The sequence below is a fragment of the Nostoc sp. CENA543 genome (assembly GCF_002896875.1).
In the GTDB taxonomy this organism is placed as follows: Bacteria; Cyanobacteriota; Cyanobacteriia; order Cyanobacteriales; family Nostocaceae; genus Trichormus.
On record NZ_CP023278.1, the window covers coordinates 3,028,824 to 3,052,834 of the forward strand.

The 24,011-nt window shown below is 40.7% G+C and carries 20 protein-coding genes and 1 pseudogene; 11 read left to right on the top strand and 10 right to left on the bottom strand.

Annotation, left to right across the window (positions count from 1 at the left end):
• Positions 1-33 precede the first annotated feature (33 nt).
• The 4 genes and pseudogenes from CLI64_RS32165 to CLI64_RS12505 form a co-directional block, all read left to right on the top strand.
• Positions 34-166, top strand: a pseudogene (locus tag CLI64_RS32165) (strawberry notch C-terminal domain-containing protein); the annotation flags it as partial.
• Positions 167-482: 316 nt separating this feature from the next.
• Complete coding sequence (locus CLI64_RS12495) at positions 483-734, top strand: MmgE/PrpD family protein (protein WP_225977572.1); 252 nt, start codon at positions 483-485, stop codon at positions 732-734.
• Complete coding sequence (locus tag CLI64_RS12500; protein ID WP_103137536.1) at positions 734-1,324, top strand: zeta toxin family protein; 591 nt, start codon at positions 734-736, stop codon at positions 1,322-1,324. Before CLI64_RS12495 ends, CLI64_RS12500 begins: the two co-directional genes overlap by 1 nt.
• Before the next feature lie 576 nt (positions 1,325-1,900).
• Positions 1,901-2,698, top strand: coding sequence for a DUF6745 domain-containing protein (locus tag CLI64_RS12505; RefSeq protein ID WP_103137537.1), 798 nt, complete (start codon positions 1,901-1,903; stop codon positions 2,696-2,698).
• Positions 2,699-2,940: 242 nt separating this feature from the next.
• Here CLI64_RS12505 and hpnJ read toward each other — a convergent pair whose 3' ends face one another.
• Positions 2,941-4,386, bottom strand: a complete 1,446-nt coding sequence (gene hpnJ, locus CLI64_RS12510) for a hopanoid biosynthesis associated radical SAM protein HpnJ (protein ID WP_103137538.1) — start codon at positions 4,384-4,386, stop codon at positions 2,941-2,943.
• 126 nt (positions 4,387-4,512) lie between these two features.
• Positions 4,513-5,343: a squalene/phytoene synthase family protein gene (locus CLI64_RS12515; RefSeq protein ID WP_103137539.1), complete on the bottom strand. Its 831-nt coding sequence runs from the start codon at positions 5,341-5,343 to the stop codon at positions 4,513-4,515.
• A 1,348-nt stretch (positions 5,344-6,691) separates the two neighbouring features.
• Between CLI64_RS12515 and CLI64_RS12520 the strand changes: the two genes are divergently transcribed.
• Entirely contained in the window at positions 6,692-10,492 is a 3,801-nt protein-coding gene (locus CLI64_RS12520) for an ATP-binding protein (protein ID WP_103137540.1), read from the top strand.
• Between the two features lie 126 nt (positions 10,493-10,618).
• Here the strand turns inward: CLI64_RS12520 and CLI64_RS12525 are convergent, their stop codons facing one another.
• Positions 10,619-11,524, bottom strand: a complete 906-nt coding sequence (locus CLI64_RS12525) for a LysR family transcriptional regulator (protein ID WP_103137541.1) — start codon at positions 11,522-11,524, stop codon at positions 10,619-10,621.
• Positions 11,525-11,641: 117 nt separating this feature from the next.
• Between CLI64_RS12525 and CLI64_RS12530 the strand changes: the two genes are divergently transcribed.
• Together CLI64_RS12530 and CLI64_RS12535 are read left to right on the top strand one after the other, a co-directional pair.
• Positions 11,642-12,421 carry a trans-aconitate 2-methyltransferase gene (locus tag CLI64_RS12530; RefSeq protein WP_103137542.1) on the top strand — a complete coding sequence of 260 codons (780 nt, stop codon included), beginning with the start codon at positions 11,642-11,644 and terminating at the stop codon, positions 12,419-12,421.
• An 11-nt stretch (positions 12,422-12,432) separates the two neighbouring features.
• Positions 12,433-12,939, top strand: a complete 507-nt coding sequence (locus tag CLI64_RS12535) for a hypothetical protein (RefSeq protein WP_103137543.1) — start codon at positions 12,433-12,435, stop codon at positions 12,937-12,939.
• Positions 12,940-12,948: 9 nt separating this feature from the next.
• Here the strand turns inward: CLI64_RS12535 and CLI64_RS12540 are convergent, their stop codons facing one another.
• Complete coding sequence (locus tag CLI64_RS12540) at positions 12,949-14,112, bottom strand: extracellular solute-binding protein (protein WP_103137544.1); 1,164 nt, start codon at positions 14,110-14,112, stop codon at positions 12,949-12,951.
• Between the two features lie 155 nt (positions 14,113-14,267).
• Entirely contained in the window at positions 14,268-15,242 is a 975-nt protein-coding gene (locus CLI64_RS12545; RefSeq protein ID WP_103137545.1) for a GDP-mannose 4,6-dehydratase, read from the bottom strand.
• Positions 15,243-15,506: 264 nt separating this feature from the next.
• Between CLI64_RS12545 and CLI64_RS12550 the strand changes: the two genes are divergently transcribed.
• The 4 genes from CLI64_RS12550 to CLI64_RS12565 all read left to right on the top strand — a co-directional run bounded on the left by CLI64_RS12550 (position 15,507) and on the right by CLI64_RS12565 (position 18,484).
• The gene (locus CLI64_RS12550) at positions 15,507-15,698 is read left to right on the top strand and encodes a DUF2862 domain-containing protein (protein ID WP_103137546.1); all 192 of its coding nucleotides are present in this window, start codon (positions 15,507-15,509) and stop codon (positions 15,696-15,698) included.
• An 87-nt stretch (positions 15,699-15,785) separates the two neighbouring features.
• On the top strand, positions 15,786-16,886 hold the full coding sequence (locus CLI64_RS12555; protein ID WP_103137547.1) for an ArsA family ATPase: 1,101 nt from the start codon (positions 15,786-15,788) through the stop codon (positions 16,884-16,886).
• 93 nt (positions 16,887-16,979) lie between these two features.
• A complete protein-coding gene (chlG, locus tag CLI64_RS12560) occupies positions 16,980-17,978 on the top strand; it encodes a chlorophyll synthase ChlG (RefSeq protein WP_103137548.1) in 999 nt (332 codons plus the stop codon).
• A gap of 218 nt (positions 17,979-18,196) precedes the next feature.
• The gene (locus tag CLI64_RS12565; protein ID WP_103140694.1) at positions 18,197-18,484 is read left to right on the top strand and encodes a hypothetical protein; all 288 of its coding nucleotides are present in this window, start codon (positions 18,197-18,199) and stop codon (positions 18,482-18,484) included.
• Between the two features lie 140 nt (positions 18,485-18,624).
• Here the strand turns inward: CLI64_RS12565 and CLI64_RS12570 are convergent, their stop codons facing one another.
• The 5 genes from CLI64_RS12570 to CLI64_RS12590 all read right to left on the bottom strand — a co-directional run bounded on the left by CLI64_RS12570 (position 18,625) and on the right by CLI64_RS12590 (position 23,874).
• Positions 18,625-19,581, bottom strand: a complete 957-nt coding sequence (locus CLI64_RS12570; protein ID WP_103137549.1) for an alcohol dehydrogenase catalytic domain-containing protein — start codon at positions 19,579-19,581, stop codon at positions 18,625-18,627.
• 80 nt (positions 19,582-19,661) lie between these two features.
• Complete coding sequence (locus CLI64_RS12575; protein WP_103137550.1) at positions 19,662-20,246, bottom strand: hypothetical protein; 585 nt, start codon at positions 20,244-20,246, stop codon at positions 19,662-19,664.
• Positions 20,247-20,754: 508 nt separating this feature from the next.
• A complete protein-coding gene (locus tag CLI64_RS12580; protein ID WP_103137551.1) occupies positions 20,755-21,324 on the bottom strand; it encodes a hypothetical protein in 570 nt (189 codons plus the stop codon).
• Between the two features lie 254 nt (positions 21,325-21,578).
• On the bottom strand, positions 21,579-22,385 hold the full coding sequence (locus CLI64_RS12585; RefSeq protein WP_103137552.1) for an inositol monophosphatase family protein: 807 nt from the start codon (positions 22,383-22,385) through the stop codon (positions 21,579-21,581).
• Positions 22,386-22,389: 4 nt separating this feature from the next.
• A complete protein-coding gene (locus tag CLI64_RS12590; protein WP_225977573.1) occupies positions 22,390-23,874 on the bottom strand; it encodes a BCD family MFS transporter in 1,485 nt (494 codons plus the stop codon).
• Between the last annotated feature and the right edge of the window lie 137 nt (positions 23,875-24,011).

A 24,011-nucleotide genomic window follows, 5' to 3' on the forward strand; every position in this document is an offset into this window, starting at 1 on the left:
ATAAACTCTAAATACACGGGGGTGAATCTAAATTTACTCGAAGCCGGTTGGAGGACTGACAACGCAATTCAAGGGCTTGGGCGCGCACCACACAAACCAAGCATCTGCACCCATATTTCGTCCTATAACCACCAATGTCAGAGGTGAACGCAGATTCATCGAAAGCGACTATCCCTCTCCACCCACGAGGGGATGGAGAGGGATAGTCGCCCCGTCGCTTGGGGTATAGGGTATAGGGCATCGGCGATCTCTTCCCCATGCCCCATGCCCAATTCCCCATGCCCAAAAACTCCACCCAAAAGGGGATGGAGTTTTTCATTAGCATGCTCGTCGTTTGGACAGTCTCGGCGCACTCACACGGGGGCAAAGAAAGGGGCTAATGTGATAAAGCGGTGGGTCTTACCTGCCGCTTTGTTTTTTCTGAAATTTTGGTTTGCAGATAAACTGAAATAGTGACTTCTATCTTGGCTGGAACTAGGGAGATGAAGATGATACAAGGAAAAACTGAATCTAATAACGGTAAACAGAGTGAATTCTCTGTGTGGGGAAAAGAGCTAGAGCGACTAGCACAAGAAGGTGTGAAGAGAGAAATTACCAAACATAAAGTTGCTGGTCATCCAATTTTTTATTCTCTCAAAGGCTTACCCATTATGGAGTTATCAGATGGTCGTTGCTTTGAATATCATCTACGAAAAGACGGAACACGAGAAATCATCCGCGAAGTTAACAATTGATGATGCCACCAAAACCTACCCTGACTATTATTGCTGGCCCGAATGGATCGGGTAAAAGTACCTTTACTCGTGCAACTCAACAAGCTTTGCAAGTTCCAATTATCGACCCAGATCAAGAAGCACGACAACTTCGACCTGATGATCTCCAAGCAGCAGCAATACTCGGTGGAAGGCAAGCAATTAAACGCGCTCGTGCTTATCTGAGCAATAATGAAAGCTTTGCAGTGGAAACTACGCTATCAGGCCATACATATCTAAGAATGATGGCGGAAGTTAGGCAAAAAGGGTGGCAAATCTACCTCATTTATGTTGGTATCGATAATGTAGAAATCAGCATTGAGCGTGTTGCTACTAGAGTTGCACAAGGCGGACATAACGTACCTGAAGAAGACATTCGGCGTAGATATTCACGCAGTCTATCCAATTTATCAGTAGCGATAGAACAAGCTGACCGGATTTTAATTTTTGATAACTCAACAATGGAAGGATATCAACAAATACTAACCATTGAAAATGGAAGAGTTAGCCAAAAAGCCCAGGAGCTACCTGAATGGTTAAGATATTCGCTTAGACCAGAATTTTTGGAATAAAACAAGAAATCACATGAGATTTTGGTTTTTAGTTTTGACTCGTTGTTGACTACTCCACCTAATTAAATTAGGTGGAGTAGTCAAACATAACACAATACGGTTTAGTTAACGGGACTTAAACATTTTTAAGGCAGAAACAAGCCTCAAAGCCTTACAGTACAATCAAAATACACCAAAGGCTCAAAAATGCTTGAAACCCAGATATATCAAGAAACTAAGCAAAACGATGTCAAAGTCCCTCTGCATATAGATTTGAGTGTTTTTTCTGGCAACTTTTTGTCTAAGTCCCGCTAAGACAAATAAACTCTAAATACACAGGGGTGAATCTAATTCATCCCCTACAAACAGTTGTTTTTAGAACTTTGGTGTAATACCAATTCGCTAAAATCATAAAACAGAGCCAAATTAAGAAATTTTAAGGATTGACGTAGAGAATTTGCGTATTGCACCAAAACTTGTCCAAACTTTATTTAGTCACAATAGATTGAAAGAAAGCAGCTAAATAAAAAGCCCACAGCCAATTAAATATTATTGATAAATTCAATCAGTTTAAAGTTAAAACACACTCTAGAATGTATGATTTATAATATTTCTAGCAAACAAGAAAAACTTATATTTGAATATTCTCAAAAGTGGTTTTCTATCGGATTTAAAACCAAGGTAAATAATAGTGAAATTCTTCATAAGACTGTCAATAATATTTATAATTTAATTGGATTAAATCAACCAAAAATTATATTAGTAGACAGCCCTTATCAATCTTTAAAATCCTTAGTTAATTTAAACAAATCAAATAAAAATATTGGTCAACCAGTAGGGCGTTTAATTAATCAAAAATTTAATTTATTACAGTCAAAAGTTAAGTCTCAGTTTGATGAACAACTATGGTTTCATTTAAGAAGTTCCTTTGTAAATGAATTAAATAATTTATTTGTAGATGAATTAGAAATTATTTTAGGTAATTTATTGGAAGAAAGGCTAGAAATAGAACTTGGTAATGATTGGGAGAAATTAACCAGTTTAGTATGGAGCGAAAACAAACTTCAGCCCTGTAATGAATGGGAACCATCTATAGAATTTTATTATAATAGTTTTTCTTCATGGGCAAACATAAGTGTAGGCTCTATATGTGATTTTTGTATATCTGTACTAAACTGTGTGCATAATTCTGTAGAATGGAATGTTTTCAAAAATTTAATTAATTATTGTGGTTGGATGTTTCCCTACGATAATATATGTATTATATCTAATCGTCCTAGCATAATAAGGTTAGATGAGCAAAATAATATTCATGCGGAACATCTTCCAGCTATTCAGTTTGCTGATGGCTTCAGTGTATATGCTAATCATGGAAAGATATTAAATTTAAAATAATCTATCTTGAAAAAACTGAACATTCTAATTGATGGGAATCCGAAAAATTGCAAATCATAAGAATAAGACTGTTCCCCATTCCCTGTTCCCTACCTCCACCAAAGAAATTTTTGGGCAAACCATAAATTAAAGCGATCGCCATCTCGCTAAAATATTGTTAATATGCGCCTCATTGGAGACTCAAGTTAACTTTAAATTACCAATGCCCCATTCCCTATGCCCCATTCCCCATAGCCCAATTTCTAAACCCCCACAACTTTTGCCGCCGCTTGGTTACGACGTTCTTTTAAATAAGAAAAGAACTCCCCACCCTCACGCAGTCGCCTAACTAACATCTGTCTATCAGTCAACATTTCCCAAACAATGGGCAATATAGCTTGGGGACGGAAGTAAAATTGGCGATACATTCTTTCTACTGCATCTTCTATCTCTGCACTAGAAAGTGTGGGATATTGCAAAGTTGAAGTTTGAATCCCAGAGTTAGCGACTAAAGATTGGTCACTAAACCAACCGTTAGCTTGAGCTTGTTCATACAATTCTGTGCCTGGATAGGGTGCAGCTATAGAAACTTGAATTGTATGGGGATTTAATTCACAGGCAAAACGAATAGTTTCTTCGACGGTTTCTTTAGTTTCAATGGGCAACCCAATAATAAAAGTACCGTGGACTGTAATTCCAAGCTTGTGGCAATTTTTCATAAATTCTCGCGCCACTTCTAACTTGATACCTTTTTTAATCCGGTTGAGGACTTCTTGATTACCTGATTCAAACCCGACTAGAAGTAATCTTAAACCATTATCCCGTAATTGCTTGAGGGTATCGTAGTCTAAGTTAGCACGAGCGTTACAACTCCAAGTCAATTTGAGTTTTTTCATGTGTTCGCTGATGGCGATCGCTCTATGCTTATCAATGGTGAAGGTATCATCATCAAACATATACTCCTGCACCTTGTCGCCAAACAGTTCTTTAGCTTGCGCCATCTCCCTGCCCACAGCTTCCGGGCTTTTGTGGCGATATAAATGTCCGCCGATAGTCTGCGGCCACAAACAAAAGGTACATTTTGCCGGACAACCACGCCCCGTATAAAAGGAGACGTAGGGATGTTTAAGATAGCCAATGAAATATTTGGTAATATCTAAATCACGGGCATATACAGGTAAAACACTGGGCATAGCATCCCAGTCATGAATTAACGGGCGTTCTTCATTGTGGCGAATCTTACCAAACTGATCCCGATAACTCAAACCTAAAATCTCATCCCAAGGTTTACCCTCAGCTAATTCCTTACAGGTATAGTCAAACTCATTGCGACAGACAAAATCAATCACTGGGTGATCTTGCAGTGTTGCATCTGGTAACACCGCAACGTGCGCCCCCACAAAACCTATCTGCACATCAGGATTTTGATTTTTAATGGCGGCTGCACACTGCACATCATTTGCTAAAGATGGGGTACTAGTGTGCATAATCACCAGTTCATAATCTTTAGCAATTTGCAACACATCCTCCACAGTTTGATTGTGTGGTGGTGCATCCACTAGCCTGCTACCAGGGACTAAAGCCGCCGGTTGGGCTAACCATGTGGGATACCAAAAAGATGTAATTTCCCGCTTGGCTTGGTATCGCGCACCCGCACCACCGTCAAACCCATCAAAGGAAGGGGGACTGAGGAATAAAGTTTTCTTCACTGATATCTCTCCTAGAACAAACCACCATACCAAATTGGTGTCAATAGTATTATTTGAGATTATTGGAATCACCCGTAAACCAAGGCTTGCAATCCAAAATCCCAAATCTAAAATCCAAAATTAGTATTAGCCTGCTTTTAAGTTGACACTGTTGAGTTGCTGAAGTAACGCTTCTACATCACTCCGGCTGAGTTTTTCTTTACCGTTGGCTAAAGCTTCAATTGTGCCGTGCGCTAAAGCTAAGGGGATTTGGCAAAATTGCAGAGCCGGGCCAGCCGGTAAACTACTGGTATAAGCATCTGCTAAAGCTAAATTTCGCAGTGCATACTCTTGCATCTTGGCTACATTCCAACCATCGGGGAAAAAGCTGACTCCACGCCCTAAATCTTCCACATGATTACGTAAAATGTTTACTGCTTGCAAGCCGCGACCAAAACCAATAGCTTGTGTGCGGTTGGTTTGTGTGCCATCATACCAAGTCCACAAATCTGAAAGCATCAAGCCGACTGCACCCGCCACCCCAAAGGTATAACGGTCTAAATCTGCTTCGGTATGTACTTTCCAGTTAACTTCTGCCCAGTAAGCCATCCGGTCTGACATCGCCGCCGTCGCATCCCAGATACGGGGTGCAATAGTTTCTGGTGCTAGAATTGACCATTCCCGAATTCTGATGGTGACTTCTTCTAAAATATCTTCGTAGCCACTAAAGCCCGCCGCAAAAGCATCCACAGGAAAGCCGTCAACTCCTGATTGTAGAGTCAAGCTAATTGCACGCAACAATTTTGCTTTTGTGGGATTGTCTAAAGTGGGATGGTCTTCAATTTCATCAATAGCACGCATACACAGGTACGCTGATGCGACTGCCTCTTGCAACCCTGGAGGTAAAATACTAATCGGAATATAAAACGTTCGACTAGTTTCTTTGAGGATTTGCAAAGCATCTCTACGTAAATCCATGTTGTCATTCCCCTGTTGATTTTTACACCACACGCAATTGGCAGTTTTTTTGATAATACTGGATATTGTTTTTACTGAATCTAAAAAAGTATAGATGCCATAATGATGTTTTTAAATATTAGTGGTTTTTGGTATCAAAATTAACAAAAGTTTCCTAAATACATTTGGAATCATCTGGACACAACTTCCTCTTGAGATATTTTTAGCATTTATCTTTGTCTAACTATTGTAAATTTTTGACGTAAATATTAATCAGTAGACATTCCAAAAACTGTCTGAAGAGGTCTTTGCAATTGCAAATTACTATGCTTTGTCAAGGAAAAAAGGAGCAGAGAACAGAGAAAAGTTACGGTTTAGAGACAAATTATCGAATTATTACCAGTCTTATTCTTGCCGCAACCTAACCCTTCCCTTTTTCAAAGGGAGAGAACTAAATTTTCTGGTTTTCTCATTTTCAAGGTCAGTCAGTACCCTCTTGTAGCATCTGATGTATGGATTAACAAGGGTAAGAATGTGATTTTTTCCACTAACTTTTAAGATTTGATTAATTTAAGCTTAACTTTCTGATAAGATTGACTATAATGACATTCACAAAACTTAGGGGTTTAAGTTCCTAAATTGTATTAAAGCGTAAGAATGTTGTTGCTTTTTTTAATTGCTGCTACGACAGAGAAAAATCTAATTGTAAATTGCTTTCTTCTCTAAAAGAGACTGCGCCAATTTAGCGGAATTTTAGTTTATGGCAAAATTAACTTAACAGTGTAGTAAATTCTTATTCAAGATATTCTCATTATTAAAAATTGAGACAGTAGCAAATGAAAACTAACTGAGATAAGACTCGTCTTTGATTTCTGCGAAGCTAGGGACACTTTTATTTCTGCTTCTCTGTGAAGATTTCCCTATTACCTTCCTATGCAAACATTTTCAGGAATCAAAGCGGATTCCTAGAGATAAAGTAGGCAATTATCAATAATTTATGAGAAACGATATCCAAGACTTATTAGATAATTCAGGGATCTAAACACAGCAAATGCTCACAAATCAGATAGGGCTGCTAGAAATATCCAAAAAGAGTATTTTAACTGAGGCGACTTGTGATTATTTTCATTAAGATTTTACTAAAAAGGACTGATGACAAAACCTTTAAAAACTCTGTGAGTGAGTAGTAGAGTCAAAGAACAGGCAAAAATAAGTTTTACATCGCCTCATAAAACTCGTTTAATAATTTTAAAATACGTATATAGATAGATGTGAACTAAATATATGAAAGTAAGATGTATAAGGATGTGTAAATATGAGACAAATTAAAATAATCAACCATTAGATAGATGCGGTTACATAAATCTCAATGTTAGGAGTCAACCGCTTGCGACGACAAAACATCAACAATTCCTTAATTGCCAAAGGCGCAAGTGCGATCGCTGTGATAGTGGGCGTGGTTGTATTAGTTACTTGGTATCTAGATATTCAACTCTTTGAGGGGAATTTCTTCGGTATTGCAGTGACAACACAAGCAGACACCGCCTTATGCTTTCTCCTATCAGGTATTTCCCTCTGGTTGATGGTGGGTGTAAAGTCAACTCAGAGCAAAGTAGCTTCTAGCATCTTGGCCTTAGCGGTTGGTGTGATTGCTATCTCCATCGAGAGTCAATACTTATGGGGTTGGAATTTAGGATTAGACAGGTTTTTCCCCAAGCAATTGGCAAATCATGGGAGTATGGGATGGAATACAGCCCTAAATTTTATTTTTTTGAGTTTAGCTCTACAGTTATTGAATCACACTCAGAATCGCCGCAACTACTGGTATGCTCAAATACTGACTTTGGTCACATCTGTAGTTTCATTACAAGTGATCATTGGCCACATATATAAAGCAAATTTTTTAGAGAATACTACTGTTGTGATTCCCTGTATGGGATTTTACACAGCATTATTATTTATAGTTCTGTGCATAGGCATTTTATGGGGACGAGCCGAACACGGATTAATGAAAATAGTAATCAGCAATAGCTATGGTGGCTCAATTGCACGACGTTTATTAGCAGTTGCGATCGCATTTCCTGTAATTCTCGGTTGGTTAGTCATTGCCGGACATAGAGCCGGTCAATACGAGCCAGCCTTTGCCTTGTCAGTATTTGTAGTCATATTAATCGTAATTTTTGCCATTGTGATTTGGCAAAGTGCAGTGATTATTGAACTTCTCAGCCAACAGCGCGATCGCGCCCAAGAAAGGGTGAAAATCTATGAAGAAAAGCTGAGAAGTTTTGTGGATGCTAACCTCATTGGCATTATCTTGAGTGACATTTACGGAGGCATTCAACAAGCAAACGATGCTTTCTTAGAAATGCTTGGTTATTCCCAACAAGATATACTTGCAGGTAAATTAAATTGGCAAACCATCACTCCTCCAGAATATTTTGACTTAGATCAGCAAGGAATTGCCGAAGCCCAAAACAATCCTAAAGGCACTTGTACGCCCTACGAAAAAGAATACATTCATCAAGATGGTAGTCGCATCCCCGTATTAGTTGGCTATGTCCTCATTGGTGAACATAAACAAGAGGGAGTCGCCTTTATTTTTGATTTAAGAGAAAGCAAACAAGCACAACAGAAAATTCTTCAACTCAACAAAGATTTACAGCGTCGTGTTACTGAATTGCAAACATTATTAGATGTCATTCCCATAGGAATTGGCATAGCAGAAGATCCCCAATGTCAAAAAATTAAAGTCAATCCCGCCTTTGCCAAACATCTAGGCATATCGACAGATATCAATGCTTCCTTATCAGCTCCTCATGAAGAAAAACCAACACAATTTAAAGTTTACCGTGGAGGTGAAGAACTTTCCCCAGAAGAACTACCCATGCAATATGCGGCGGCGCATGGCGTAGAAGTTTTAGATTTTGAAGTAGATGTAGTTCACAACAATGGTAAAGTCGTTAACCTTTTAGAGTATGTCGTCCCATTATTTGATGAGGAAGGTAACTCCAGAGGGTGTATCGGTGCGTTTTTAGATATTACAGAACGCAAAAACAACGAAGTATTACTGAGAAATCAACAACAGTGGTTGGAATATGTTTTAAACCTTATGCCCAGGCCACTATTATTGATTGAGCCAGGAACAGCACGGGTAACATTTGCCAATCGAGCCGCCGATGAATTAGCCGGAGGTGAATTTCCCAAAGGTGTACCAGCCGAAGATTATCACACCGTTTATTATTACACAGATGCCGCAGGTAATCCCATTGCCAACGACCAAATGCCAGGGGTGCGGGTGGCGCGTGGAGAACGTGTAGAAAGTTACGAATTAGATTGGCATACACCCAACGGGATTTTGTCGATTTTAGTATTTGCAGATACATTACCGGCTATGTACGGTTATCCAGCCACTTGTGTATTAGTATTTCAAGATATTACTAATCTCAAGCAAGTAGAAAAAGCCCTGTCATTAGGTTATAAAAGATTACAATTACTGTTTAATACTGCCAGTGAATTACTCTCTAGTCGAGAACCATTAGCACTAATTGATAGTTGCTTTCACAAACTAGCAGAACAAATTGAATTAGACGTTTATTTTAACTATTTAATAGTAGAAAATTCCCAAACCATGCGTTTGGCTTCTTATCGAGGAATTTCAGAGGAAGTGGCCAAAGCAATTACATCACTGTCTTTTGGACAAGCAGTCTGTGGTGTTGTCGCTCAACAATGTCAATCAATTTATGTCGAGAATGTACACCAATCAACTGACCCCAAAACAGAATTACTCCGTTCCGTTGGTCTTAGTGCCTATTATTGCTCTCCGTTGATAGCACAGGAAAAAGTTTTAGGGACTCTGGGTTTTGGTAGTAAGACTCGTACTAGTTTTACCGAAAATCAAAAAGCCATGATGCAGGCGGTTTCTGATCAAATCGCGATCGCAATGGAACGCAGTCAATTAATCACCTCTCTACAGCAGCAAACAGAACAACTCACCGCCGCCAACCGCATGAAAGACGAGTTTCTCGCCATACTCTCCCATGAATTGCGATCGCCCCTCAACGCCATTCTCGGTTGGGCGCAATTGTTACGCACTCGTCAACTTAATGAAAGCCAAACAGCCAAAGGCTTAGAAACTATTGAACGCAACGCCAGAGCGCAAACCCAATTAATTGAAGACTTACTAGATATCTCACGGATGATTCGCGGTAAACTGCGCCTCAATGTTTGCCATTGTAATCTCGTTCCCATCATTGAATCAGCCATTGAAAACATCCAACTAGCCGCCCAAGCCAAAGAAATTGACCTGCAATTTTGCCTATTTTCAGAAAACGATCAATTTCTGATTTCTGGTGATCCTGAACGATTGCAACAAATCATTTGGAATTTACTTTCCAATGCCATTAAATTCACACCACCAGGCGGCAAAGTCGCAGTCAAACTCACGAAAATTGCCGAGCCAGAAAAACAAGCACCAACAGCCTACGCGCAAATGCAAGTCATTGACACAGGTATTGGCATTAGTCCCCAATTTTTACCCTACGTATTTGACCGTTTTCGCCAAGCTGACAGTTCCAGTACCAGATCCCACGGTGGTTTAGGATTAGGTTTAGCCATTGTCAGGCATTTAGTAGAACTGCACGGCGGTATAGTTCAGGTAGCCAGTGCTGGAGAAAACCAAGGTGCAACCTTTACAGTGAAGTTACCACTTCTAACAGTCAATAAGGTCACTAGCAACGAAGTAGTCAACCAAATCACAACCAACGCCACACCACTACCCATGTGTCCCTCACTATTAGGGATCAAGGTTCTAGTCGTAGACGATGAAGCAGATTCCCGTGATTTTGTGACCACAGTTTTAGAACAATGTCAAGCCCAAGTACAAGCAGCTGATTCCGTACCAGCTGCATTAGAAATAATTCACCAATGGCAACCAGATGTATTGGTGAGTGACATCGGCATGCCCCATGAAGACGGCTACGCCTTAATCCGTAAACTGCGATCGCTCCCTCCAGAACAAGGAGGCAAAATCCCCGCCGCCGCCCTCACCGCCTACGCCAGAGCCGACGACCGCACCCGCGCCATCCAAGAAGGGTATCAGCTACATTTACCCAAACCCATTGAGCCAGTCGAGTTAGCCACAGTTGTCGCCAGCTTGGTGAGGAGGAGATAGAAATGGGGACTGGGGACTGGGAAGATGGGGAAGTGTGGGGAGTGTGGGGAGTGTGGGGAGAGAGGGGGGAAAGATTTCTTCCCTATCCTCCCACACCTCCCGCCCCTCCCACACTTCCTGCTTGCTCTATGCCCTATGCCCAATTCCCGAAGACTCGTTAAATTCTCTGACTATCTCCAGAAATTTCTGTACAGTCGAAGATGTTTCATTTTTGCGCCAAATTGTGGCAATGGCGACTTTTGGGGTAGGGGGATGAATCTGTCGATACACTACTCCGGTGCGTTGGAGGTTTTGCAGAGATGCGGGTGCGATCGCTACTCCCATATCTGCTGCTACTAAACTAATAATTGTCTGCATTTGTATCGCTTCTTGAGCAACATCAGGACTAAACCCGGCTTGCTGACACAGACTAATAATTAAGTCATAAAGTCCAGGTGCTAAAACTCTAGGGAATAAAATAAACGGTTCATGAGTTAGCCAACTTAAGTCAATATCCACCTGCTCCGCTAACCGATGACTTTCAGGAAGAGCCACTATCAAAGACTCTTGAAAGACTGTCTCCCAGCACAATTTATCATCTTCCACCGGCGGACGAATAAATCCCACATCCATACTACCTGCGTGCAACCATTCTAATTGCTGGTCTGTCGTTAGTTCATGTAATTCTAAACTCACACCAGGGACTTGTTCTCGAAAACATCGCAAAATTTCCGGCAAAATACTATATGCAGCCGAACTGACGAAACCTACAACTAAGTTTCCCAGTTCACCCCGACTAGTTTGTCGTCCTAAATGAATGGCTTGTTGCAACTGCTTCATAATTTGTTGCACTTCCCCCAAGAAAATTTGCCCTGCATCTGTTAACTGCACATTGCGTTTTGTGCGGTGAAACAGTTCAAAACCTAATTCTGCTTCTAGTTGGCGAATTTGTTGACTTAGGGGAGGTTGGGCAATATGCAATTTCTCTGCTGCCCTGCCAAAGTGCAGTTCTTCCGCCACGGTGACAAAATACCGCAGGTGTCGTAATTCCATCTTTGACAGTTAATCATATATTTTAAGTATTAGTAATAGCACAAAAATATATTGGACATTATTAAAAATCTTTTTTAATCTAATGATTAAACAGTCATCAAAAAATTAACAACAGATATGAATAATTTTGTGGCATCCCAAAATATTTGGAATGCAGATTTGTATGAGAATCAACATCACTTCGTTTGGCAATATGGCGAAGAATTATTAAACTTACTCACTCCTCAACCAGCAGAATTGATTTTAGATTTAGGCTGTGGAACGGGACAGTTAACAGCGAAAATTGCCCAGTCGGGGGCGGAAGTCAAGGGAATTGATCATGCAGTCACCATGATTGCAAAAGCACGACAAAACTATCCCCATTTACGTTTTGATGTGGCTGATGCCCGTAGCTTTATTGTCGAGCAACCATTAGATGCAGTGTTTTCTAATGCCGCACTGCATTGGATTCAACCCCCAACTTCTGTGACACACTGCATATATCAAGCACTCAAACCAGGCGGTAGATTTGTCGCTGAATTTGGTGGTAAAGGCAATGTGCAAGCAATTACCACAGCTTTATACAAGGCTTTAATGTCCAATGGCGTTGCCCATCCTGAAACCTTAAATCCTTGGTATTTCCCCAGTATTAGTGAATACGCTACCATATTAGAAACACAGGGTTTTGATGTCATCTATGCCACTTTGTTTAACCGTCCTACTCCCCTATCAACAACAGAAAAAAGTTTAGCAAACTGGATACAGATGTTTGCTAATGATTTTTTGCTTGGGTTATCTTCTCAACAGCAAAACCAAGTCATTAGTGAAGTAGAAAAATGCTTATCAACACAAATTTATCATCAAGAAACTTGGATTTTAGATTATCGCAGAATTCGGATTGTTGCTATTAAGCCGTAGAAAATTTAGTTATGCTTAACTACAAATTGTCATCATTATTAACTATAACTTGCAGCAGTATATTCCTGTTATTTAATCCATCTGCGATCGCCCAAACAGGAATTCCCCAACCCTCACAAGTACCCCTCAACTTACAGTTACTTAATAATCCCGAAGGTAACGTCATTACAGCTAACACCATTAAACTTACAGGATTAACCACCCCTAGTTTATGGTTAGCACAAGAAATTTCCCAAAACAAACTGTTGGATAATTGGATAGCGTATCCAGGCAATCAAACCGAATTGAATCGAGTTGACCTTGTAGTCAATCAGCAAATTTGGAGTTTGTTGGATTATGTAGAACGTTATGAATTTGTCAATCGCTTAGGAAGTGCAGCTAGAAAAGATAATTACAACATGAGGGTTTTTAATTATCAAGGGGATTTATTAGCCACCTATACCTGTAACTTTCAAAATAGTCCACCTACGTGCAATATCCAGATGAATATTCAGTATAAGTTGGGTTCTACTCGTTAGGAAAGAAATCTAAGCTTTCATTTGGGCAAATAACTGTTCATACTGCTGATTAGTTTCTGCTGATAGAGGTAGTAAAAATTCACTCTTAGCAAACACCTCTTGACTATTGAGTAACAAACTAGCGAATGCAGAGGGGACATTAGCAGATTTCAGATTACTGACTATAGGAGAATTACTCTTAGTTTGCAATGAGATTTGCTCAACAATCTTAGATTCCCAACAAAAATCAATCCATTGTGCGGAGAAATCATTCTGAGTTGCACCCTTGGGACTTACCCACAAATCAGACCAAATTGCTGTCCCAGAACGGGGAACTACCATCCGCAGTTGAGGATAACGGTTGAGAATTGGTACTATATCGCTTGACCAACCCACTGCTAACCAAGTGTCACCAATAATTAAAGGTTCTAGATAAGTAGTAGAACCGTAGAATTTAACTTGTTGGTTTAAGGTTTTAAGTTCTGATTCTAATTGGGGAACAGTTTTGAGGTCAGCAGTATTGTAAGATAGTCCTAATTTCTTGAGAACTAAGCCAATTACTTCTCTCGGTTCATTAAGTAAAGAAAACTGCGATCGCAATTCTTTGCGCCACAAATCACTCCAATCCTGTGGTATCCATCCCAACTCACGAAACTTCTCTTGGTTATAGACAATTACTGTCCCACCCCAACGGTAAGGCGCAGCCCAAACCTTGCCTTGCGGATCAGGAAAACCTTGGTCATTGCGCGTTACTAGCTGTTGCCATCGAGCATCTAAGCTAGACCAGTGTTTAAACTTTGTGGGTTCTAGCGGTTGAATTAATTGCTGCTCAATTGCTGTTTTTAGCCAATAATCACCCAAGGTCATGAAATTTGCTAATTGTGGTGCTTGGGACTGTCTAAATGGAATAAACCGACCCCATCCTGTATCTTGTTTATCTGGTGGTTGCTGCCAAGTTTGCAACTGCTTAAAACTTTCTTGGATCTGTGCTATTGGTGCAAACTTAACTGGTACTTGTTTTTCTAGCTTTTTGTGAAACTGATCAGCAACTTGAGCCGGGATGGAACCTTTGAGTAATTGGATGTTGATTTGTGTTTGTTGATTGTTACCACAGCCAATTAGCAGTTGTGAAACTGTTAATCCACCCATGCTAATTAAAAAAGACCGCCGATTAATAGATTTAGAACTATACATAAAGAGTAAAGTTAATTAGGAAAAATTATTTAGAGGCTATTTATAAAGTAAATATTAAGTAGGGGAGGCAAAAAGCGGTTTGGATGTTCCTCCCCCTGCCTTATTTCAGCAATAATTATTTACACCGACCTACTTAGTAATTTTGGGGCTGCACATTAGAACTGATCGCTGCTCAATTTTTTGAGGTCATTTTCCACCATTAACTCTACTAATTGCTCAAATGAGTATTGCGGTTGCCAGTTAATTTGTTTCTTAATCTTATCAATCGCACCAACTAACTGTACTGTTTCGTCAGGACGGTAAAACGTAGGGTCAACAGAAACATAATCTTGCCAATTGAGACCAACACAGCTAAAAGCACACTCTACCAATTCTTTGACTGAATGAGTCTCACCACTGGCAATAATGTAATCATCTGGTTTTTCTTGCTGTAACATCAACCACATAGCAGACACAGCATCTTGAGCGTAACACCAGTCACGACGCGCCTCTAGATTGCCTAATTTTAGTTCATTGGCTAGACCGAGTTTAATTTGGGCGGCTGCATGGGTGATTTTGCGAAAGACAAACTCTGTACCGCGTCGAGGCGATTCATGGGTATAGGTAATGCCGCAGCAAGTATAAAGATTATATTTTTGGCGATAATTTACAGTCATCCAATGGGCGTAAGCTTTAGCAACACCGTAAGGGTTACGGGGACGAAAAGCTGTCCGTTCTGTTTGGGGTGATTCATCTGGTTCACCAAAAACCTCACTACTAGAAGCCTGATAAAATTTAGCGTCTGGTTTACAACGACGAATAGATTCTAAGAGGCGGGAGACACCAAGGGCGGTATATTCGGCAGTGAGTGCGGGTTGTGTCCAAGATAAAGGAACATAACTTTGAGAAGCCAAATTATAAATTTCATCAGGTTGTGATTCTGCAATCACATCCATCAGTGAGGATTGGTCGAGAAGATCGCCAGAAAGAATGATCACCTCACCACTTAGATGGCTAATGCGCTCAAGATTGCTGGAACTAGAGCGACGCACTAGTCCAAAAACCTGATAGCCTTTACTTAGAAGCAGTTCTGCCAAATACGAACCGTCTTGTCCTGTAACTCCTGTAATGAGAGCTTTTTTTGTTGTCATATTTTCTTCATAATACTAAAACAAGTGTTGAGTGCTGAGTTGAAAGTTCTGAGTCAGCAATTCGTCAATTGGGATGTTTTCTGGAGCAAGCTGAATTGAGTGTCGAAAATATTATGACAGTCTATCAGCTAGTTAGCATGATTGCTGACTCCATAAATTAGCTGACACAGCAGTTGATATAGTTTTAACATCCAGGTAAATCACTGTGAGATCAGTACCAGATTCGGCTAAACTGATTCTTGGTTTATTGCGTTTTATGTAGGCATGGAAATCGGACAAAAGGTTCAGGTGTTTCGTTTGCGCGATCGCGTTTCTGCTGTTGTCGCTCAAAAACTAGGTAAAGTTGGCATCATTGCAGGTTATAAAGTAACCGATGGTAGCGGTGTAGGCGTAGTGGTACAGTTTGACGATAATACTTCGACTTGGTTTTTTGAGGACGAAATAAAGGCCGTTTAACATTAAAAACCCCAGGTAGAAGCTTATAGTATTTGCCTAGTGCTAAGTTGGAATTGAAAAGACCGGCGGTAATTGGAAATCAAGATAATGTCCCTGATACTGACATTTTTGGGCGAAAACAGCGTTGCTCGTACCAAAATAGCGATCGCGGCTGCTAAATCATTGGCAAGTCAAGGCAAGCGGGTACTACTAGCAGGATTGGCAGAACCAATATTACCGATTCTCTTAGACCAACCCCTTGCACCAGACCCCCAGGAAATAGCCCCTAATTTGGCAGTAGTACAATTTCAAACCTCTGTACTACTAGAACGCAATTGGGAGGAAGTAAAAAAACTGGAGGCACAATACCTCAAAACGCCCATCATTAAAGATGTCTACGGTCAAGAACTGGTAGTGTTACCAGGAATGGATCATGCCCTTGCCCTTAATGCCATCCGTGAATATGATGCCAGTGGCAAGTATGATGCGATCGTTTACAACGGCACAGGTGATTCTTTCACCCTGCGGATGCTGGGGATGCCAGAATCTTTAAGCTGGTATGTCCGACGATTCCGACAATTAATAGTCAATTCGGATTTAGGTAGAAGTATTGCTGAATCACCCTTGATTCAACCGCTAATTAGCAGTTTTTTCAATTTCAACTGGACAGCAGATAATTTTGCTCAACCAACTAATCAAATCAATAATTTCTTAGATAAGGGAAAAGCGGCTTTAGCTGACCCCCAGCGCGTAGCCGCTTTCTTGGTCACTACCGGAGACCCTTTGGAAGTAGCCAGCATCCGCTATCTATGGGGTGGCGCACAACAAGTTGGTTTAACAGTCGGCGGTGTCATCCAAATCGCATCCCAACCTCACACCAACTTATCAGCAGAATTTACACCCTTAAGTGTGAATTTTGTGCCTGATTTAGAGAGTGGTAATTGGCAACCATTGATAGATGCGATGCCCAATTTTGTGGAACAAGCCCTACAAGCCCCCACTCCCATCACTATCGATGTTCATAACCTCCAGGTACGCTTGTTTTTACCTGGCTTTGATAAAAAACAGGTCAAACTCACCCAGTACGGGCCAGAAGTCACTGTGGAAGCAGGCGACCAACGGCGAAATGTGTTTTTACCTCCAGCACTCAGTGGTAAACCCATAACTGGGGCTAAGTTTCAAAATAATTATTTGATCATTTCTTTTTAGGGCATGGGGTATAGGGCATGGGGCATGGGGGATATAAATTAATGCTCAATTCCCAATGCCCAATTCCCAATGCCCAACTAATAACGAATTCCTATGTCAGAACTAACTCCCATTACTCCTGATTCTAATTCTGAAGGTAGCGATCGCACTGCCAAAACTCGCCAGTTGTTGGGAATGAAAGGTGCAGCACCAGGGGAAACTTCCATTTGGAAGATTCGCTTGCAATTAATGAAGCCAATTACCTGGATTCCCTTAATTTGGGGTGTGGTCTGTGGTGCGGCTTCTTCTGGTAACTATACTTGGTCTTTGGAAAATGTCCTGAAGGCTGCTGCTTGTATGTTGCTGTCTGGGCCATTACTCACGGGTTATACTCAAACCCTGAATGATTTTTATGACCGTGAAATTGACGCTATCAATGAACCTTATCGCCCCATCCCTTCCGGTGCAATTTCTGTACCACAAGTAGTCAGCCAGATTATCTTTTTATTTCTCGCTGGTATCGCCCTAGCCTTTGTGCTGGATGTATGGGCTGGTCATGAATTCCCCAATGTCACAGTTTTGGCAATATTTGGTTCTTTTATTGCCTTCATCTACTCTGCCCCACCTTTAAAACTCAAACAGAATGGTTGGTTGGGTAACTACGCTTTAGGTGCTAGTTACATCGCCTTACCTTGGTGGGCTGGTCATGCTTTGTTTGGTGAACTCAATTGGAAAATTGTCGTTCTCACCTTAATTTACAGCTTGGCAGGATTGGGAATCGCCATTGTTAATGATTTTAAGAGTGTAGAAGGCGATCGCCAACTTGGTCTAAAATCATTACCTGTAATGTTTGGTATTAACACCGCAGCCTGGATTTGCGTCACCATGATTGATGTGTTTCAAGGCTTGATTGCAGCTTATTTGGTGAGTATCCACGAAAATTTATACGCCGGGATTCTGGTACTGTTAATCATCCCCCAAATCACCTTTCAAGATATGTACTTCCTCCGTGACCCCTTACAAAATGATGTCAAATACCAAGCCAGCGCACAACCCTTTTTAGTTCTGGGAATGCTGGTGACTGGTTTAGCCTTGGGTCACGCGGGAATTTAATGAGAGGCAGGGGGCAGGGGGCAGGGAGCAGGGGGCAGAGTTAAAATAAAGCTCTTCTCATTCTAAGGTAGACATTTTAACCCTTGTAGTTATTTTTCTCCCTTACTCCCTGCTCCTTTGCTCCCTGCCTTTTAATTTCTACATCTGTAGTCAGACGTTAGCAAGAAAGAGTTAGGAGTTAATATACTTCTAGCTCTTCATTTTTGTTAGCAATTGCCGTGCTGGAATTAATATCTTTAGTAATCAGAAGTATTCAACCATTTTTAGTCCCCATTTGCTTTTTTGGGGCATGGTTAATCATTTCTCTCGTCCTGTGGAGTCTTTGGACAGCCACACGAGATAGTCTCAAAACCGCCAAGCGAATGCACCAAATACCCTGTCCTGGCTGCCAATTTTTCACCGATAACTACCGCCTCAAATGCACCGTCCACCCATCCATAGCCAACACAGAAGAAGCAATAGAATGCACTGATTTTCAGCCGAAGACTAATCCTTATTTGTATTAGGGACTGGGGACTGGGTACTGGGGACTGGGGATTGGGGGGACAAGGGAGACAAGGTAGGAAATGAGGAAAGCTGTTCCCTAATGACTAATGACTAATGACTAATGACTAATGACTATTGACTATTGACTATTGACTATTGACTATTGACCAATCTCCAACAACACCTTTAATACTCCTCGGCGTTGGGCTTGGGTAAAGGCTTCTAGTCCTTGATTTAAGGGGTAAGTGGCATGAATTAGGGGTTTTACATCTACTTTTTCGGCTGCTAATAACTCCAGTGCGGCGGGAAATGGGCCGCAACGAGAACCAATTAAGGTAATTTCATCGACTACTAGGGCGGAAGCATCTATGCTGAGGTTGCCTGCATAGGTACTTTTCAGGACAAGGGTACCACGAGGACGTAACGCCTGAAGAGCGATCAAAAATCCTTCGGGGTTTCCTGTACACTCTACGGCAATATCAAAACTTCTCTGTGAAACCGCGTCAACTAAACCCGTTTTTATGCCTCTAGCTGTCAAATTTGCCAGTTTTTCTGGGTGGCGACCGATAACTAATAGTTTACAACCAGTTAAAGCTAAGGTTTGTGCTACTAATTGCCCTAATTTACCATCTCCTACAACTAGCACGCGATCGTCTGCACATATGGCAATCTGCTGCTGAATTTCTAACGCTGCTGCTAATGGTTCAGTAAATGTCGCGATTTCTGTGGGTACGTTTTCGGGTACAGGATGTAAGTTTTCTATCGGTAAACAAAGATAGTCAGCAAACGCGCCGTGACGGTTGACAATCCCCAATACTGTACGATTCTCGCAATGGGTTGGTTGTCCCCGACGACAGAAACGACAATGACCACAAACAGCATTAATTTCACCTACGACTCGCTGATTGACAAGATGTGCTGGCCCTTGTTCAACCAACCCGACGAATTCATGTCCTATAACGCCAGTGTAGGGATAGTAGCCTCTGAGCAGTTCTAAGTCTGTATTACAAATCCCTGCACGTAACACTCTTACTAGTGCTTCACCCGCAGGAGGTTCAGGAATGGGAATATCTGAACGCAGTTGCAATTGGTTATTTTCTAGCCATAGTCCTTTCATAATTGTTTTCCAGTTAAATACTCAAAGGCATTTTAACTACATTGAAAGCTCTACTGGCGTTGAATTTCACAACTTGTTCCCTACTCTCTACTTCCCACTTCCTGTTGCTCAGATGGACTGGGGAATTTTACGTCAGCTTTGCTCAACCAAATGATCAAGTCATCAGAGTGAACGGCAATTTCACTCCCCAAGGTTTTAATATATAACAGTCCATCACTAATAATTAAGTCTCTAATAGGATACCAAGAATTACGCGTCCGAATTAGCAAATCTAAGGGAATACCCAATTGCGACTTATTTTTGCGATATCGCCACCAAGCCCGCCACAAATGCACTGATTTTGTACAGTGCATCCGATAACCTGGTGGTAATTGGCAGTATTGATATCGATAGCAATGGCGATCGTCTATTTCTCCTGTGAGAATATAGCTGTATTCCGCCAAGACTTCGTTAATTAATTCCCAATAGGATGAAGTTGATTTAATAGAAAATTCTAGATTTTTCTGAGTGATTTGGGCAGTAGCAATGATACCTTCTGCTTTTGCTGTAACTTGATTAGTTTTATAAACTGTTTGTGCTTGTAATGTCCCGTTTGCTAATAAAACTTCTTGTTTTTGGATAGATTGATTAACAAACTCTTTTAATAATTCCAAATTAGATAACATGGCTGTTTGTATATGCAACGCAATATTTTTACTTAAGACACGGCATACTTTGACTGAGTAATTACCGTAATATTATTGATAATCTATGATCGCCTACAAACTAATTATACCCAAACATTTTTTCGATGTTGTAAATATACGGTGAAGTATCGAATTCTTCAAAATTGCTGCCTCAAATACATAAATTTTTCATGAATTAATCTTGTATTAATCATGTATTAAATGTTTTTTATGAAGTGCGTTGAGGAATTTACCACATAAACAATAAAGTCTTTATATAAAAATAGTATAATTACTGAAAATAATAATTAAATAAAATAAGTAGATAATGACTTGATGAGTTACGTTTGACATTAAATTAACGGAACTGCTTCATCATGATCTACTTCAATGAATGATTCAAGATGTTTTCCCAAGCTGATTTTATAGAGTATTAGCCATGTTTGAAGAGCAGGTTTTATAGAAATAGCCGAGCGGTAAAATCTAGTAAAGCTAGTGTATGAAACCCTCAAATTTCATACAAATATTGTTTTGTTGACGGAGATTCTATTTTGCTTAACCAAATTACTAAATCTTCAGGAGATAATTGCAGTTCGCTAACTAAAGTTTTGATATAAATTAAACCATCACTAATCGTTAAATTTTTAATCCCGTACCACGAGTTCTTAGTCCTGACTAAAATATCTAAGGGGACTTTGAAAGATGCAGCGTATTTATTATACTTCCACCAAGCTTGCCATAAACCCAAGGACTTAGTGCATCGGAGTGTATAACCTTGTGGAACAGCACATCTTTGATATCGATAGAGTCCATTACTATCTAATTCAAATGTAAAAATATAACTGTAGTCAGCTAAGGTATTATTGATAATTTCCCAATAAGATGAATTGGCATCAATTAAGAAATCAGATGGTGTATGGTCTAATTTAGCAGTAGCAATCACACCTTCTTTTTTAGAGATTAGTTGATTGCTTTTATAAACCATTTGTGCTTTTAAATAAGGGTTTGCTAACAAAATCTCTTTTTTAGCAATAGATTGAGTAATAAATTCTCGCATTAACTCTAAATCGGACAACATAGACTTTAACAATCAATTACTAAACTGAGTTCTCAAGAAAGTAAATAAAGTGTGTCAGTCTTCATTAATTTCTGATTGACAGTTGCAAATACACAGTCAATAACCAGTTCTGTTATGAGTTAATGACACCCTCAAATTACATATACGTGGAATATTTGGCAAATCATGAAAAAATACCCAGACTACCTGTAAAAATTTTGGCGACAGGCAGCCTGGGTTAATGAAACAATTAAAGGGTTAATCTGCGGGTAATTCTAAATTTTCAAGGCTTGGGTAAAGGGTGTAAAGAAAGACACTAATTCTGGACGACTAGCGGCGAGAGTAGGGAAGGAGCGATCGCTATAATCTACTCCGGCTTCCAAGGGAAATGGCTGTGAGTTGAGTGATACCCAACTACCACCAGCCGCTTGCAGAATCACCCAAACGCCTGCAATGTCCCAAACTTTGGGCGTGGCTTCCACTCCTCCTAGTGTTGCACCAGTGGCAACAGTCAAAAAGTTATAGCTAGCTACACCCAACATCCGAATTTTACAAGGGAAGCCTTGCTGCACCACAGCCAAGCTACGGGAACAAAGATTGAAAAAATGATTGCTAGAAGGAGCGTCATTACTAGTATGAATGGGATGATGATTCAAAAATGCTCCCGATGGAGTGGTTAGGCCAGAATTACCTGACCAAAATCCGTGAAAAGCTTGATTGAGGGGCGGAACGTATACATAACCAAAAATCGGTGTCCCTTTGTACAATAAAGCCAAGGAAATCGACCAGATGGGAATCCCCCGTGTAAAGTTGGTTGTACCGTCTAAAGGATCAATTACCCAGCACCAATCTGTACCAGGAAAAACCTGTTTACCTTCCTCACTGAGAATACCGTAACCAGAAAAAGTAGAGGCGATCGCATCCCGAAGTTCTTGATCTGCCCATTTATCAGCCTGTGTTACTAGGCTACCATCAGCTTTTTGTGCAGCTTGCACCTGACCAAAATCTTGCATTAATTGCCTTCCCACTCTGGTAGTAGTGGTTTGGGCAAAATCAACAACTGTTATCCAAAAATCGTTCATTGCGTTAGTCTAATTCTTTTTCCAGAATAGAGGCGATCGCTGTTTTCGCATTCACCTGGAATTCTTGGATGTTCACCTGACGCAAACACCAAACAGCGACTAGCATCCCTACTGCTTGTAATGCAAATACCAACCCGTATGCTAGCACTGGTACGCCGAACAATGTTTTGCCGACATTTAAAACTACGCCACCCAAGACTGTAGCTAATCCCCTAGCCATCGCCTGTGATAATCCCCACGCACCAATAAATGTCCCTGCTGTCTCCGCCGCCGTCAAATCTAGCATTAAACTAGTAGCACCAGCTGTAATCACACCGGAAGACAACCCAAAACACAGCAAGCTACCCATCAGCACGCCTGCATTACCGCTAAAGCCTGCCATAATAATCAGACAAAAGCTGAAAACTGCACCCAAACAGCCAATTTTCGTTGTCTGTTTCTTCCCTAAACGTGGTAACAGTAAAAAACCGGTGGAACTAATACCAATTAAAGTTCCTATCCCAAAGGGAATATTGAGTCTGGTAGTTTGAGAAATACACATCCCAAACACCTCTCCCCCATAGGGTTCTAGAACAGCATCTTGCATGAAAATGCTGAGAGTCAACACCAACAAAAAGCCGAAAAATACGCCTGCTTGACGGTTGGCTGTTAGCACCTTCAAAGCTTTGCCCAAGCTGATTTGGTCTTCCCTAGCTACTACTGTAGAACGGGAATTAAAGCGGGAATATTTCTTTTCAATGCCCAAAGTCGCCAGCACCGATAAACCAAACACGATCGCAGGCATAATAATAAACACAGGATTCACCGCCTGCTGTAGTTTAGCGATATCTACAACTTTATTAGTTTGACTAGGATCATAGGACAGCAAAGCCGCTCCACAAATTTCCGGTCTTTCTAGTAACCTAGAACTAACAATTGCGCCGATCACAATCCCAATCATTAACATTGACCAGACAATCCCAATCAACCGAGATCGATTATCCTCATCGGTGATATCTACTAATAGTGCAGCAAAAGGTGTAGAACTCGCACTCAAAGCTAAACCATACAATGCAAACATCAAAGCCAGTACAGCCGCCCAACTATACGTAGCCACACTCCAACCAGTGGCTTGTAAACTACTACCTATCTGCCAAACTACTTGTAACGCCAAAAAAGAAACAATGGTGAATATGGCAGCCCCTATCCAAACATAGCCCGTGCGATTATAGCCAAATAAAGGCTTGCTATCAGACATCTGACCAAACCAGATGCGCGCCGGACTCACAAACTGGTGCATAGCAATAGCCCCAGCTGCAATCAGTGGCAAAACTTTTAACTCATCAATCATCACACGATTCAACACCCCCAAAGTGAGAAGCGACATGATGCCTAGTCCCATTTGAAACAAACCCAGTCGAAACATTGTTGGGACATTAACTTTGGGTAGAGGTTTCATATCGACTGACTGATCTGATTCAGGATGGGGTGAAAAATTGCTAGTTGCCATAGCTATTGGTCAAGAAAACGATATATAGAGAAATATGTAAATAAATCTTACTAATTGGCAGGTATTGCAAATGATGAATTTAATCACTTTTGCTCACGTTAAACTGGAAAAGTGAAGAAATATTAATCTAAATTTTA

Excerpts from the sequence above, each read along its gene's own strand:
- CLI64_RS12515 (WP_103137539.1), bottom strand. The coding sequence starts at position 5,343 with ATGGATTTACGTAGAGATGCTTTGCAAATCCTCAAAGAAACTAGTCGA.
- CLI64_RS12585 (WP_103137552.1), bottom strand. The coding sequence starts at position 22,385 with ATGAACGATTTTTGGATAACAGTTGTTGATTTTGCCCAAACCACTACT.
- CLI64_RS12495 (WP_225977572.1), top strand. The coding sequence starts at position 483 with ATGAAGATGATACAAGGAAAAACTGAATCTAATAACGGTAAACAGAGT.
- CLI64_RS12525 (WP_103137541.1), bottom strand. The coding sequence starts at position 11,524 with ATGGAATTACGACACCTGCGGTATTTTGTCACCGTGGCGGAAGAACTG.
- CLI64_RS12575 (WP_103137550.1), bottom strand. The coding sequence starts at position 20,246 with ATGTTATCTAATTTGGAATTATTAAAAGAGTTTGTTAATCAATCTATC.
- CLI64_RS12530 (WP_103137542.1), top strand. The coding sequence starts at position 11,642 with ATGAATAATTTTGTGGCATCCCAAAATATTTGGAATGCAGATTTGTAT.
- CLI64_RS12570 (WP_103137549.1), bottom strand. The coding sequence starts at position 19,581 with ATGAAAGGACTATGGCTAGAAAATAACCAATTGCAACTGCGTTCAGAT.
- CLI64_RS12520 (WP_103137540.1), top strand. The coding sequence starts at position 6,692 with ATGTTAGGAGTCAACCGCTTGCGACGACAAAACATCAACAATTCCTTA.
- CLI64_RS12505 (WP_103137537.1), top strand. The coding sequence starts at position 1,901 with ATGATTTATAATATTTCTAGCAAACAAGAAAAACTTATATTTGAATAT.
- CLI64_RS12580 (WP_103137551.1), bottom strand. The coding sequence starts at position 21,324 with ATGTTGTCCGATTTAGAGTTAATGCGAGAATTTATTACTCAATCTATT.
- CLI64_RS12535 (WP_103137543.1), top strand. The coding sequence starts at position 12,433 with ATGCTTAACTACAAATTGTCATCATTATTAACTATAACTTGCAGCAGT.
- CLI64_RS12500 (WP_103137536.1), top strand. The coding sequence starts at position 734 with ATGATGCCACCAAAACCTACCCTGACTATTATTGCTGGCCCGAATGGA.
- chlG (WP_103137548.1), top strand. The coding sequence starts at position 16,980 with ATGTCAGAACTAACTCCCATTACTCCTGATTCTAATTCTGAAGGTAGC.
- CLI64_RS12540 (WP_103137544.1), bottom strand. The coding sequence starts at position 14,112 with ATGTATAGTTCTAAATCTATTAATCGGCGGTCTTTTTTAATTAGCATG.
- CLI64_RS12550 (WP_103137546.1), top strand. The coding sequence starts at position 15,507 with ATGGAAATCGGACAAAAGGTTCAGGTGTTTCGTTTGCGCGATCGCGTT.
- CLI64_RS12545 (WP_103137545.1), bottom strand. The coding sequence starts at position 15,242 with ATGACAACAAAAAAAGCTCTCATTACAGGAGTTACAGGACAAGACGGT.
- CLI64_RS12590 (WP_225977573.1), bottom strand. The coding sequence starts at position 23,874 with ATGGCAACTAGCAATTTTTCACCCCATCCTGAATCAGATCAGTCAGTC.
- CLI64_RS12555 (WP_103137547.1), top strand. The coding sequence starts at position 15,786 with ATGTCCCTGATACTGACATTTTTGGGCGAAAACAGCGTTGCTCGTACC.